Here is a 14,112-nt window from a genome sequence, read left to right on the forward strand (position 1 = left end):
TCAAAGGAACTGATTATGAAGATAGAAGAAAGTTCAGATGATAAGATAGATGCTTTAACAATCAAGATTATTGATGCAAGAAGTGAAGAAGAACTTATAGAAATTTTATCTTAATACATATAAAAAGAGTAAGTATAGTCTCAAAAATTGACTAACTTACTCTTTTTTATGATTCTATCCTATCATCAATCAATTAATATTTTGAATAAATAATGAAATATGATACAATAGTTGCGGTGATAAAATATGATATTAGCATGCTCATCTTTAAAAAAATCATTTCAAGGAAATGATTTACTTAAAGATATTACATTTAAAATTGAAGATCATGATAAAATAGCAATTATTGGAGTCAATGGTGCTGGAAAAACAACTTTACTAAGAATACTTTGTGAAGAAGAAAGTTATGATAGTGGAGATATTTTTAAATCTAAAGATGTTGTGATTGGTTACTTATCTCAACATAATACTTTAGATCCAACACTGTCTATTTATGATGCTCTCTTAGATGTCTTTAAACCTTTAATTCAAAAAGAAAAAAGAATTAGAGAATTAGAAGCCCTGATGGCATCTTCTTCACAACTAGAAAACATTATGAAAGAATACGATCAATTAACTTATGAATTTGAACGTGATGGTGGTTATAGTTATGAAAGTCAGCTCAAAGGTGTTCTCAAAGGATTAGGCTTTAGTGAAGAAACATGGTCAATGAATATTGGAATCCTTTCAGGTGGACAAAAAACACGTATTGCTTTAGGTAGACTCTTATTACTAAAACCTGATTTATTATTGCTTGATGAACCAACTAACCATCTTGATGTAGAATCTATTGAATGGCTAGAAAACTATTTAAAAAACTATCCACATGCAATCATTATGGTTTCTCATGATAGATACTTTATTGATCAAGTAACAAATCAAATCATTGAAATAGAAAATGGAAAATCAACACTATATAAATGTTCTTATGATCAATATGCTTTATTAAAGAAACATAATCGTGAAGTAGAATTAAAGCATTATATAGATAATCAAAAAGAAATAAAAAGAATGCAGGAAAGTATTGATTTATTAAAATCATTTAATCGTGAAAAACAAGTCAAACGTGCAGAAAGTAAAGAAAAAGCATTAGAGAAAATGGAAAAAGTTGAAAAACCTGATGCTATGCCACAAGCAATTCGTATACAATTTCAACCACTTGTAGAATCTGGTTATGATGTTTTAAAAGTCAAAGATTTAGCTATGAGCTTTGATAAACCATTATTTGAAAATGTTCAATTTGAAGTCAACAAACAAGAAAGGGTTGCATTAATTGGTCCTAATGGAATTGGAAAAACAACATTATTCCATATGATTTTAGGTGATTATATTCCTCAACATGGAAAAATCAAATTAGGAAGTAAAGTCATGATTGGTTACTACGACCAAGAACACACATCTTTATCTTTCCAAAAAACAATCTTTCAAGAAATTAGTGATACTTATCCACAAATGAATAATACTGAAATTAGAAATGCCTGTGCTTCTTTTCAATTTAAAGGTGAAGATGTTTTTAAAACAATGGATATGTTATCGGGTGGAGAAAGAGGTCGTGTTGTTTTAATGAAATTATTATTATCAAGATGTAATTTCTTAATTCTTGATGAACCGACTAACCATTTAGATATTGAATCAAAAGAAGTTTTAGAAGATGCATTAATGAACTTTGAAGGAACCATTCTTTTTATTAGTCATGATAGATATTTCATTAATAAATTAGCAACAAAAGTTGTTGAAATGAGTTCTCATGGTAGTCATACTTATAGTGGTAACTATAGTCAATACATAGAAAATAAACAAGTTAATAAAGTAGAGAAAGAAAAAAATGTTTCTTATTTAGAAAGTAAAAAAATACAATCTGAATTAAGAAAACAACAAAATCAAATCAAAAAGATAGAAAAAGAGATATCTGATTTAGAATTACAAATCAAACAATACAATGAAATGCTACATCAAGAAGAAATTTTAAATGATTATCAAAAATACAATGAAATTGTAAAAAACATTGATGAAGCCAATCAAAAATTAGAAACATTAATGGAATCCTGGGAAGAATTACAGATTTAATGAAAAGAAATAGACAAGCGCTATTTCTTTTTTTATCAAAAAAGAATAATCCATAATGAATTATTCCCTTTCTTCTCTTGTAATTTTAATTGTATTTTCTAAATAGCTGTTTAATATTTCGGCTTTCATTTTCATTCGATTAACAGCCAATGTTTCATAAACAGCACAATATTTATCAGCTAACATCACAATATAGCTTTCTTTAAATCTTGGTGGCTTAACCGTTAAAGGAAACATATGTTTTAAAATAATATCCCGTTCTTTTTCATTAAGATTAAAATCCACTCTTGCATTCTCATAAGCATAATGTGGGTGTTTAAATGCATGATTACGATTTGATGATGAAGGAACATGCCAGTCATATAAAAAATAATCATGTAATAAAGCCCCTCTAATTAAACTTCTTACATCAACATTTAACCGCATTTTTTTAGCAATAACTAAACTCATATAAGCAACAAACAACGAATGATCATAACAACTTAATCCACCATGTTGAATAAAACTCTTTTCTCTTAACATGTTTTGTGAACTTAAAATATCAATTCCATGTTCAAGTAATAATCCCATTGGTAAATCATAGTACACAATTATCACCCTCTCTTGTTCCAATATCATTGTATATAAAGTTATGTTTTTTTTCAATAAATATAACTTTTATTTTTTCAACTTTTGTAAAAATAATCACAAACAACTCATTATTTATTATAATGATAATAATCATAAAATAAAGGAGAGTGTCAAATGTTACACAAAAAATTAAAAGCATTTCCTCAAGATTTTCTTTGGGGAGCAAGTACATCAGCTTATCAAGTCGAAGGAGCTAACCTAGAAGATGGAAAAGGTCCATCTTGTCAGGATGTTAAGGAAGTGCCAGAAGGAACTTCAGATTTAACTGTCTGTGCTGATCAATATCATAGATATAAGGAAGATATTGCCTTAATGGCAGAAATGGGATTTAAAGCTTATCGTTTTTCAATTGCTTGGACAAGAATCTTGCCTCAAGGAATTGGTGAAGTCAATCCAAAAGGAATTGAATACTACAACAATGTCATCAATGAATGTTTGAAATATGGAATTGAACCAATCGTAACTATGTTCCACTTTGATATGCCTGCGGCCTTAGATGAAAAAGGATCTTGGTCTAACAGAGAATCTGTAGACTGGTTCTTAAACTTTGCTAAGGTTATGTATGAAAACTTCGGAGACAGAGTTAAATATTGGTTAACAATCAATGAACAAAATGTTTTAACATTATCAGGACCAGTGATTGGAACATTACATTTACCAGAAGGGTGTACAAATGAATTAAAAGAAATCTATCAACAAAATCACCATATGTTAGTCGCACAAGCGAAAGCTATGGCATTATGCCATGAAATGTTACCAGGAGCTAAGATTGGACCAGCCCCAAATATTTCTCTAGTTTATCCAGCAAGCTGTAAACCAGAAGATAATCTAGCAGCTCAAAATTATAACGCTATTAGAAACTGGTTATACTTAGATATGGCAGTCTATGGTGTTTATAATAACTTAGTATGGGCATGGTTAGAAGAACATGATGCAACACCAGAATTTGCCAAAGGAGACGAAGAAGCATTAAAGAGTGGTCATCCTGATTTTATTGGATTCAATTATTACAACACTGCAACATGTCAATGGGATGATGGCAGTGAGAAAGTTTCTACTTTTGCTGATCAACAGACAGCACGTGGAGAAGCAGGAATGTTCAAGGGATTCAAGAATCCAAACTTACCAACAACAGAATTCGGATGGGAAATTGATCCAATGGGATTCAGAGCAACTATTCGTGAAATGTATTCAAGATATCGTTTGCCAATGATCGTTACAGAAAACGGATTAGGGGCTTATGATAAATTAACAGAAGATGGAAAAGTCCATGATCAATACAGAATTGAATACTTAAGAAAACATATTGAACAAGTACAATTAGCAATCTCTGATGGATGTGAAATGATGGGATACTGTCCATGGAGTGCAGTGGACTTAATTTCAACACATGAAGGAATGGTTAAGAGATATGGATTCATCTATGTAGATAGAGAAGAATTTGACTTAAAGACATTAGACAGATATAGAAAAGATTCATTCTATTGGTATAAAAAAGTCATTGCAACAAATGGGGAAGATTTATCAGATTAAAAAGTAGAACTTGTCATTTTCGACAAGTTCTTTTATAATACCACAAAGAGGTGGTTCTATGAAAAAAATAAAATATTTTATTCCAGCTATTATTTTAATGATAATTATCTTTTCCTTTTCTCAACAAACAGGTGAAGAATCTTCTGGATTAAGTAGTCAAATTGTTGTATGGATACAAACTCATTTACATATAACAATTTCTGAATTTCTTATTAGAAAAGCAGCTCATATGAGTGAATATGCTTTGCTTACTAGTACTTTTATTTATGGTTTCTATCACTGTGATTACTCACTTAAACAAATTCTTTTATTCTCTTTATGTGCAACTTTCTTATATGCATGTAGTGATGAAGCGCATCAATTATTTATTGGTGGACGTGCTGGTCAATGGAGAGATGTTTTGATAGATACAAGTGGTGGCGTGATTGCTTCAATCATTTATTATTTTATTCATCCATATATAAAGAAAACTCACTAATTGAAAGTGAGTTTTTTATTCGTAATTTAATAAGTTATGTTTTTTCAAAATAGGTTTAAATATTTTCATAAATATTCCTAAAGTTGGTCCAAAAGTTAACATACCAATAATTGTTCCTACCCCAATTGACCATGATATCTTAAAAATAAGCGTTAAAATGACAACTGCAATAACACTTAAAATATCAGCACCTTGTCTTACAACATGAAATTTAGCAGAAATAACATTCGTCAAAGCCATACAAAAACCTTCTAATGCAAAAGTCACTTCATCTAGTAGCATAACAATAGATACTCCAAATGCACAGACTGTACTTCCTGCAATATACATCAAAATTCCACCAACAAATGAATTGAATTCAAATGTAAGTACCTCATACAATACAAAATTAATCACTACTCCAAGTAAAACACTTAATGGAACTTGTAATAATTGAATTGGTTTAAACTTCTTTCTTAAAATAATTATTTGTCCAACAACACATGAACAATTAAAAACAATTCCCATTGTTCCTACTTCAATCCCAAAAATATCAGAAGATGATTTAGCTAGTGCATCCCAAGCTCCTACTCCAATATTTGCCTTTAAAGTAAATGCACAAGCAATTCCTACAGTCATAAACCCTAAAACTATCAATATATATCTTTTAATACTTTTATTCATCTCTTTCCCTCCATAGTGAGGTCTATTATATCGGAAAATTTTAATTTGAAAATTAAATTTCATAAATTGAAAAAAATGATAAGTCTTTTTTGACTTACCATTAATTTATCTTTTTCTCCATTAAATAACGTCTTAAACGAATGCCCCTTCTTTCCACTGTTTGTTCTTCCAAAACAAGATATCCTTGTCTTTCAAAGAAAGGTCTTGATGTAATAGAAGCAGCTGTATTCATATAAACAATTCCCTTTGCTTTCGCATATTTTTCTAATTGTTTAGTGATGAGAGTGGCTATTCCTTGGTGTAAGTAATCTTTATGAACATACAATCTATCCAAATATCCTGTCTCACCAACATTGCCAAAGCCAACAATCTTTCCATCTTTTTCAACAACAAGGGTATGATTCTTATTTAAAGAAGCTTCCCAACGATAAATATCAGGATCACTTGGTGCCCAGGCATCTAATTGTTCAAGCGTATAATCATTAACACATACATTATGGATGTTTTCATAAAATAACTGTAAAACTTCTTGTAAATCTGTCGGTTTATATAGTCTTGTTTTCATAAATATCACTCCTCTGTATAAAATATTATAGCATAATCAAAAAAAATAAGAAAGGAAGTCTATTCCTTTCTTACTAGATTCCAAATAATAAGTCTAAATATGTTGGAATTGGCCAGTATTTAGCATCTACTCTTGTTTCAATAACGTCAACAGTTTCACGTAATGAATTCATTGCGGCAAAGACATGATCACGCCATAAAATAGATTGTTGTAAGATATCCTGATGACAATCTTGAGCTTCTTTAATAAAGCTATCTAATTCATCCATTTTTTTCTTCATTTCTGCCAATAATTCAGATAAATATTGAACATCTTCCATCAAAAATTCATTATTAACGCCAGCTTGTTTGACTTCTAATGCGGTTTTTGTAATATCACTTAAATATTGAATAGCCGCTGGATAAATTTCATTTCTTGCCATCTTTGAAGCTGTTAAAGCTTCAACTTGAATTGTTTTATTATAATTATCAAGTAAGATTTCATAACGTGAATCAAGTTCAACTTCACTATAAATTCCTAAACGAGATAACATTTCAATATTCTTTTCATCTTTTAAACATAGCATAGCATCGACAGTATTCTTACGATTTGGTAAGCCCCTTCTTTGTGCCTCTGCTTCCCATTCAGCTGAATATCCATCACCATTGAAAATAATACGTTTATGCTCAGCCATAAAGTCTTTAATAACTTCCATTGGTGTCTTTCCACTCTCAATTAAATCAGCCATTTCTTCCATTTCAGCTGCTAAAATCGCATTTAAAATCGTATTAGGTCCAGCAATAGATTGTGAAGAACCAACCCCTCTAAATTCAAATTTATTCCCTGTAAAAGCAAAAGGAGATGTACGATTACGATCAGTATTATCCTTAGAAAAATCAGGAATAACTGATACCCCAGTTTGGAATCTCTCTGAACTTGTATCTTCCAATTCTTTACGATCAGTAATAGATTCAATAATATGATCTAATTCTTCACCTAAAAACATTGAAATAATAGCTGGTGGTGCTTCATTAGCTCCTAAACGATGATCATTACCAGCTGTTGCAATTGTCATACGTAATAAATCAGCATACTCATCAACCGCTTTAATTGTACAAGCCAAAGTTGCTAAGAATGGTAAATTATCCACAGGATTATCACCAGGATCAAATAAATTCACACCCGTATTTGTAACAACTGACCAGTTATTATGTTTCCCTGAACCATTCACTCCAGCAAATGGCTTTTCATGTAACAAACATCTTAATCCATGCTTTTTAGCAATATCTTGCATCAATTGCATAAGCAAATGATTATTATCTGTCGTAATATTTACTTTACGATAAACACATGCAACTTCATGTTGAGCAGGAGCAGCTTCATTATGCTTTGTCTTTGAAGGAATACCATAACGCCATAACTCCTTATCCAAATCTTTCATAAAAGCTGATACTTTCCGTTTTAAGCTACCAAAATAATGATCTTCTAACTCTTGACCTTTTGGAGCCATTGCCCCAAATAAAGTACGCCCAGTTAATTTTAAATCCATTCGTTTTTGATAAAACTCATCAGCAACTAAGAAATATTCTTGTTCACTTCCTACTGATGCTGATACACGTGTAATACCTTCCATTCCTAACAATGGTAACAAATGACATGATGCCTTTGTCAAAGCATCAACAGATTTTAAAAGTGGTGTTTTCTTATCTAATGCTTCACCTGTATATGAACAAAATAATGTTGGAATATATAAACTTTCATCTTTTACAAAGGCTGGAGATGTGCAATCCCATGCTGTATATCCTCTTGCTTCAAAAGTCGCACGTAAACCCCCAGAAGGAAAAGAAGATGCATCAGGTTCCCCTTTTCTTAAAGTCTTTCCACTGAATTCTAAAACGGCTTTATTACCATCAGGTTCTAAGAACGCATCATGCTTTTCAGCAGTTAACCCTGTCATTGGTGTAAACCAATGTGTAAAATGTGTTGCCCCATTTTCAACAGCCCAAATCTTCATTGCATTGGCAATAACAGTTGCTGTTTCTTTTGCTAAAGGTTCTCCTTTTGCTAAGGCTTCATGAAAAGCTTTATATGTAGATTTAGGAATACGTTCACGCATAACATCATCACTAAATGTTAAACAACCATATTCTTCTAGTAATTTATTCATTTCCATTGAATTCAAATCCCCCTTATCTTTGCACCCATTGTATCAATTTCTGTTAGTCATGTCTATAAAAAATCTTATTTAATTTTATCATAATGATAAAATTCTTAACAAAGAAATGATCGAAAAGATTGTATTTTTTTAACAAAGGTCTATACTTATAGAGGGGTGAAAAAATGTTTAGTCAATTTAATACATTAATTATTCATAGCAATTCTCAATTTAACAATCAAATAAAGACTTACCTAGAAGATAAAGAATATCTTTGTAATCAAATTAGTCAATTTAAAGAATTTGCTGATTATTATGAAAATCATACTTATGATTGCATTATTATCGAAGATGAATTTCCACGTATTAAAACCAAAGAATTCATTGTTCAAGCTAAATTAAAAGGACAACCAATAATTATTGTTTTAACAGATACTCTTTCACCAGATTATCTTGAATCATTATTAAATGCAGGAGCTGATGATTATCTAGTTGAACCATATGATTTAAAAGATTTAGATACCAAAATACAATCAGTCTATAAAAATGGAATCTTAAGACCTAGACGTATTTATCGTTTTAAAGATATTGTTGTAGATACAACATCAAGAACTTGTTCTTGTAATGGGAAACCTCTCAACCTTACCAAAAACGAATTTAAACTTTTAACAATACTCATATCACATCCATACCAACCATTTAGTATTTCTTATTTATTTGAACAAGTTTGGGGATCTTCTATCTATGAAGATGGAACATCTATTCCTGCACTTGTCAGCAATCTCATTATGAAATTAAGATTAGCAAATAATGAAGAAGAATATATTAAACGTTTTGGTAGAGATAACTATAAAATGGCATTTTAAAAGGAATCAGAAATTAATCATTTTCTGATTCCTTTTGCATTTTCTCTTTTGCTTCTCTTTTCTCAGCTTTTCTTTTTTCTTTACGTGCTTTCTTTTCTAATTTTCTATGAACATCTGTGTATTCCTTAACTGTACAGTGAATTCTTTTATTTGCTTTGACTACAGCATCAACAAATTCAACTCTACCAACAGGAAAACAACAATAACGTTTTTTAGTATTTGTATAAATTTCAATTGCATGTGGACGAGTCACTAAATCTGCCATTCTTGGAACAGGATCACAGATTGTTTCACATTCCATTAAATCAACATGACTATTCTTCCATAAACGATAATGGATTGTTAAAGTTCTTTTCTCAATTGAATATTTATATGGTCTACACCCTAAGAAAAAAGCATAACAAATAACACCAAAAACAATAATTGTAATAATTGTAGAAGTGTCTTGTGTAAAGATTGTAAAAAGTGTATACAATGCATACGCGATTAAAAAGATAAGAGTCGCCGTATTCATTCTTACTTTGAATTCTTTGATTTCCATAAAATGCCTCACTTTCTTCTCTATTATACATGAATTTCATTTCTTTGACAATCTCACAATGATAATAGATGAAGATTAATTCTTTAAAAAAAGGACGGTTAATAACCGCCCTTTAACATTCATATTGTACTTAAATATCTTATTCAGCAGCAGCTGCTTGTTTGTTTTGATATTTTTCGTATGCAATTAAGAATGGAATGTAAATTACTGTTGATAAAGCAATTACAATAATTTGTGATACAGCACCCATGATGCTTCCACCTGTTGCTAAGAATCCTAACAATAATGGTGGCATTGTCCAAGGTACTTCGATTACGATTGGTGGACAGAATCCGATAGTTACTAATAACCAACCTACGAAGATACATGCTACTGGAGCTAAGATAAATGGAATACCTAAGATTGGGTTTAATACTAATGGGATACCGAATGTTACAGTTTCATTGATATTGAATAATCCTGGAACGATAGATAATGTAGCGATTGCACGGTTATCTTCACGTTTAGAGAAGATGAAGATTGCAATAACTAAACCTAAAGTTACCCCTGAACCTCCCCATTCAGCAAACATTTGCATCATAGTTAAGTTCATTGTGTAATATCCATGAGCTTTGATATCTGGAGTTAAAGCGATTGTTTTTCCTTCTGTGAATATTGCAGTATTTGCATATAACATTGGACGGAAGATTGGTTCTTTAACTGCAGATAACATGTTGTTACCATGAATACCAACTAACCAGAATAATGAAATTAATACATACATGAACATTACTGCAACGATGTTGTCACCAATAATGTCAACTAATGGTTGTTGAATAACTGTTTTAATTAAGTCATTGAAGTATTGACCAGTAGTCATGTGTACTAACCAACCAATTGTTCCAACTACAACTAATGTTAAGAATGTTGGAATTAAAACTTCGAATGCACGAGATACACCTGGAGGTACTTGTTCAGGCATCTTGATTTTTAAAGCGTCCATTTTACGGAACATACCATAAATTTCAAGAGCTAAGATACCTACGATTAATGCAGTGAATAACCCAGTTGCTCCTAAGTAATCACCATTAAATCCAGTGAATGTTCCAACTTTAGTTAAGTCAGCTACGCCACCTTTAGTTAAAACATCTCCGATTGAGATAGCATCTCCAGCGGCATTAGTTAAGCTACTTGCTAAACCTGTTACAGAATGAGCTGTAGGAGTAACAACTGCCCAAGCCATGAAACCTAAAACTGCAGGGAAAGCACCTGTTTCACCATTAGCTTCTCCGATTTCTTGAGCTACTAGCATTACGATACCGATAGAAATACATGAGATAGTACAAAATTGAATTGCAGCAAACACATCGTTAATTGGAGCTAAAGCCATGATTGGTTTAAAGATACCACCAAGACCTTGAGCGTTCCCGTTGACAACGTTATCATTAACTAAAACGTTAGTCCAAAGAACACCAATAGCACCTGCGATAGTTGCTGGCATGAAGTTTTGGAATGCGTTCTTGATTGATCCTAAATATTTGTTTTGACCACACCAAGCACCAACGCGTCCAAGCTTATCAGCAAAAGCGTCCATATTTTTTCCTCCCTTAAAATATTTTTGACACTAATAGTATAAGATTTATTTAACAAAAAGTCAATGCTTTTAATTTAAAAGTATGGTACTTTTTCAAAAAAGTACCATTTTAGGGCATTTTTTTTATTCATTTTTTTCGACATTTTTTTAAAATATGAAAAAAATCATGAAATTTTCATGATTTTTACTGTTGTACAACGATTGTTTGAAACTCAAATTCAGCATAATGATGTCTTGCTAATGTGTATTCAAAGATCGAACCATTGCTTAAATATGAAATTTATTCTTCTTGAATATAGGGTTCATTTTCTTTTAAACCAAGATATTGTTGTTCTAAAGGAGTAGATAAAGCAGCATTAATTGTTAAATGACAACTTTGAATCTTTAACTTTAAAACTTTTTCTATATATTCATAAATAGAACCCTTTAAATGTTCTAATTTTAAATTAGGAATTAACCCAATAGGCATATAACTAATATCCAAAAGATGTGGTTTACGATCTAAAAAACGCAAACGAATGATATGATAAACAAAATCTCCTACTTCAATCTGTAGTTTCTTAGAAAGATGTTCATCAGCTGGAATGACTTCAAACTCTAAAACTTCACTTGTTACTTCTTTAATTCCTGCATACTTTGCCGTTAATCCTCTAGCAAATTTATTTGTTGAGCTTTCCAAAGATGGATCATAATCTTTAACAAACGTTCCTGCCCCACGACGACGAATAATCAATCCTTCTTTGACAAGAATATCCAAAGCCTTCTTCATTGTTTCTTTATTACAGTGATAGCTCATACATAAAACATATTCATATGGCAATTTTTGTCCAAAAGTATATTCACCACTTTTAATCTTTTGCCGTATGTCATCAGCTATATCTTTGTACTTAGCCATGAATATCACCTCACCATAATAAAAATACCATACTTTTACTTTAATTTCACGGTTTTTTTATATTTTTTTAATTATTTTATAATTTTATACTTTGTAACAATGTTTTTTCTAATGAAAAAATCTTTAATTCATGATTTTCATAAACTCCAAAACTCTTTCCTCCCACTTTTGGTAAAGAGATAGAAGATGGATTAAAAATAACAATTCCATCTTTTTTCTTAGCTATTGGTTTATGATAATGTCCATACATCAAGATATCCCCTGATTGAAGTAAAGGCATATGATCTTCATCATACAAATGACCATGTGTCATAAAGAAATGATGCCCATCAATATAAAGTTCACTATAATCTGCTCGCATTGGAAAATCTAAGACCATTTGATCAACTTCTGCATCGCAATTTCCCCTTACCGCTATAATTTTATCTTTATATTGGTTTAATAATATTGCAACTTCTTTAGGTTGATACCCCTTTGGTAAAGGATTTCTTGGACCATGATACAACAAATCTCCTAGCAATATCATACGATCCATCTTTTCTTCTCCGAAGATATCAATCACTTTCTTTAAATCATCTAAAGACCCGTGAATATCAGAAATAATCATCCATTTCATTATTCCAACCCCTCCAATTGCACTCCTACCGGGCAATGATCAGAACCCATAATATCAGTATAAATATAGGCATCCTCAATATTATCTTTTAAATCCTGAGAAACAACAAAATAATCAATACGCCATCCAGCATTCTTCTCTCTTGCCTTAAACATATAAGACCACCAAGAATAAACTTCCTTATCAGGATACTTATATCTAAAAGTATCAATAAATCCAGAATCTAGTAATTCTGTAAATTTTGCTCTTTCTTCATCAGTAAAACCAGCATTCTTATGATTTGTTTTATCGTTCTTTAAGTCAATTTCCTGATGAGCAACATTTAAGTCACCACAAATCACAACTGGTTTATTCTTTTTCAAATCATTAACATATGTTCTAAAAGCATCTTCCCAGACTTGACGATAGTCTAATCTTTCTAACTCTCTTTTAGAATTAGGGGTATAAACAGTGATAAAATAGAACTTCTCAAATTCTAAAGTAATCACACGACCTTCTTGATCATGTTCTTCAATACCTAAGCCATAAGTGACATGCAATGGTTGTTTCTTTGTATAAATAGCAACCCCACTATAACCCTTCTTTATAGCATCATTAAAATAAGATGTATACCCATCAAATTCTAAATCAATCTGTCCCTTTTGTAACTTTGTCTCCTGTATAGCAAAAATATCAGCATTCACTTCTTTAAAAAAATCACTAAAACCTTTATTCACACAAGCTCTTAATCCATTTACGTTCCAAGATACACATAACATCACTTATTCCTCCTTTAGACAAGAAAAGGGGTTAAACCCCCTCCTCTATTGCATATCTGACAATTGTCTTTAATTTCTCTGTTGCAACCTTTTCTGGATCATTTAAATAAATCTCATGATGCAAACCAATCAGTTTCATTCCTTGAACTGTGATATATTCCATAATTTGTTTTGTTGTATCAATCTCTGTATTATAAGCACCTTTATGCATCATCTGTACACAACGGCCTTCTTCCATTTTCTTAAGATAAGCATCAACAATATATGGATTATCTCTTTTAGCAGCAACATACTCTTTAATCATTTCAAATGTTTTTTCATCTAAAATCTTAGGTTGGGCAATCATCAATGTAAACTTAATCATCTTTTTTCTTGTAACATCAAACTGACTATTATCATAAGTATCCCATAATCCTTCTAATGGTGAAATTAAATATAAAAGATCCATCTCTTGTTTAAAATAATCTTTTATAGCTTTTGATAATATATGTAAAGCATCAGACTTCAATTTAAATTCTTCTACATTCGGATTCCCAATTCCGTCAATCATAACAAAATTGAATTCCGGCACATCAACAACATCAATTCTTTTTGTTGAAGCATCGTATTGTTTCTTATATTCTTTCCTAATGCCTTCTTTCACTAAGGAATTCCTCCTTTCACTTGCCCTACCATTATATATAATTTAAAGAGAAATTTCCAGCTAAATTTAGGATTTTTTTATTTTTTATCACAATAATTTTCATTTTTAACA

At 30.9% G+C, this 14,112-nt stretch carries 14 protein-coding genes; 4 read left to right on the top strand and 10 right to left on the bottom strand.

Annotated features, from left to right (window positions below; genetic code table 11):
* Window positions 1-246 precede the first annotated feature (246 nt).
* Entirely contained in the window at window positions 247-2,106 is a 1,860-nt protein-coding gene (abc-f, locus tag EDD60_RS07015; protein WP_066450328.1) for a ribosomal protection-like ABC-F family protein, read from the top strand.
* Between the two features lie 60 nt (window positions 2,107-2,166).
* On the opposite strand, the gene EDD60_RS07020 is transcribed toward abc-f, so the two are convergent.
* Entirely contained in the window at window positions 2,167-2,694 is a 528-nt protein-coding gene (locus tag EDD60_RS07020; protein WP_243646650.1) for an HD domain-containing protein, read from the bottom strand.
* A 156-nt stretch (window positions 2,695-2,850) separates the two neighbouring features.
* Between EDD60_RS07020 and EDD60_RS07025 the strand changes: the two genes are divergently transcribed.
* Entirely contained in the window at window positions 2,851-4,269 is a 1,419-nt protein-coding gene (locus EDD60_RS07025; protein ID WP_132226341.1) for a glycoside hydrolase family 1 protein, read from the top strand.
* Window positions 4,270-4,327: 58 nt separating this feature from the next.
* Entirely contained in the window at window positions 4,328-4,747 is a 420-nt protein-coding gene (locus EDD60_RS07030; protein ID WP_066450330.1) for a VanZ family protein, read from the top strand.
* Between the two features lie 15 nt (window positions 4,748-4,762).
* Here the strand turns inward: EDD60_RS07030 and EDD60_RS07035 are convergent, their stop codons facing one another.
* The 3 genes from EDD60_RS07035 to EDD60_RS07045 all read right to left on the bottom strand — a co-directional run bounded on the left by EDD60_RS07035 (window position 4,763) and on the right by EDD60_RS07045 (window position 8,127).
* Window positions 4,763-5,410: a YczE/YyaS/YitT family protein gene (locus tag EDD60_RS07035; RefSeq protein WP_066450333.1), complete on the bottom strand. Its 648-nt coding sequence runs from the start codon at window positions 5,408-5,410 to the stop codon at window positions 4,763-4,765.
* Between the two features lie 100 nt (window positions 5,411-5,510).
* Window positions 5,511-5,975 carry a GNAT family N-acetyltransferase gene (locus EDD60_RS07040; RefSeq protein ID WP_066450335.1) on the bottom strand — a complete coding sequence of 155 codons (465 nt, stop codon included), beginning with the start codon at window positions 5,973-5,975 and terminating at the stop codon, window positions 5,511-5,513.
* A gap of 73 nt (window positions 5,976-6,048) precedes the next feature.
* The gene (locus tag EDD60_RS07045; protein ID WP_066450337.1) at window positions 6,049-8,127 is read right to left on the bottom strand and encodes a glutamine synthetase III family protein; all 2,079 of its coding nucleotides are present in this window, start codon (window positions 8,125-8,127) and stop codon (window positions 6,049-6,051) included.
* A gap of 167 nt (window positions 8,128-8,294) precedes the next feature.
* Here EDD60_RS07045 and EDD60_RS07050 point away from each other — a divergent pair, with 167 nt between their 5' ends.
* Window positions 8,295-8,975: a response regulator transcription factor gene (locus EDD60_RS07050; RefSeq protein WP_066450340.1), complete on the top strand. Its 681-nt coding sequence runs from the start codon at window positions 8,295-8,297 to the stop codon at window positions 8,973-8,975.
* A gap of 13 nt (window positions 8,976-8,988) precedes the next feature.
* On the opposite strand, the gene EDD60_RS07055 is transcribed toward EDD60_RS07050, so the two are convergent.
* The 6 genes from EDD60_RS07055 to EDD60_RS07080 form a co-directional block, all read right to left on the bottom strand.
* Window positions 8,989-9,516 (bottom strand): hypothetical protein, encoded by a 528-nt coding sequence (locus tag EDD60_RS07055; protein ID WP_066450342.1) that lies wholly within the window; start codon window positions 9,514-9,516, stop codon window positions 8,989-8,991.
* A gap of 139 nt (window positions 9,517-9,655) precedes the next feature.
* Window positions 9,656-11,089, bottom strand: a complete 1,434-nt coding sequence (locus EDD60_RS07060; protein ID WP_132226342.1) for a PTS sugar transporter subunit IIC — start codon at window positions 11,087-11,089, stop codon at window positions 9,656-9,658.
* Window positions 11,090-11,369: 280 nt separating this feature from the next.
* Entirely contained in the window at window positions 11,370-11,984 is a 615-nt protein-coding gene (locus tag EDD60_RS07065) for a GntR family transcriptional regulator (protein WP_243646651.1), read from the bottom strand.
* A 76-nt stretch (window positions 11,985-12,060) separates the two neighbouring features.
* A complete protein-coding gene (gene yfcE / locus EDD60_RS07070; RefSeq protein ID WP_066450351.1) occupies window positions 12,061-12,600 on the bottom strand; it encodes a phosphodiesterase in 540 nt (179 codons plus the stop codon).
* Window positions 12,600-13,358, bottom strand: coding sequence for an exodeoxyribonuclease III (locus EDD60_RS07075; protein WP_066450353.1), 759 nt, complete (start codon window positions 13,356-13,358; stop codon window positions 12,600-12,602). Before EDD60_RS07075 ends, yfcE begins: the two co-directional genes overlap by 1 nt.
* 31 nt (window positions 13,359-13,389) lie before the next feature.
* Entirely contained in the window at window positions 13,390-14,001 is a 612-nt protein-coding gene (locus EDD60_RS07080) for a GyrI-like domain-containing protein (RefSeq protein ID WP_066450356.1), read from the bottom strand.
* Window positions 14,002-14,112 lie beyond the last annotated feature (111 nt).

Source organism: Longibaculum muris (assembly GCF_004343035.1).
Lineage (GTDB): Bacteria > Bacillota_I > Bacilli_A > Erysipelotrichales > Coprobacillaceae > Longibaculum > Longibaculum muris.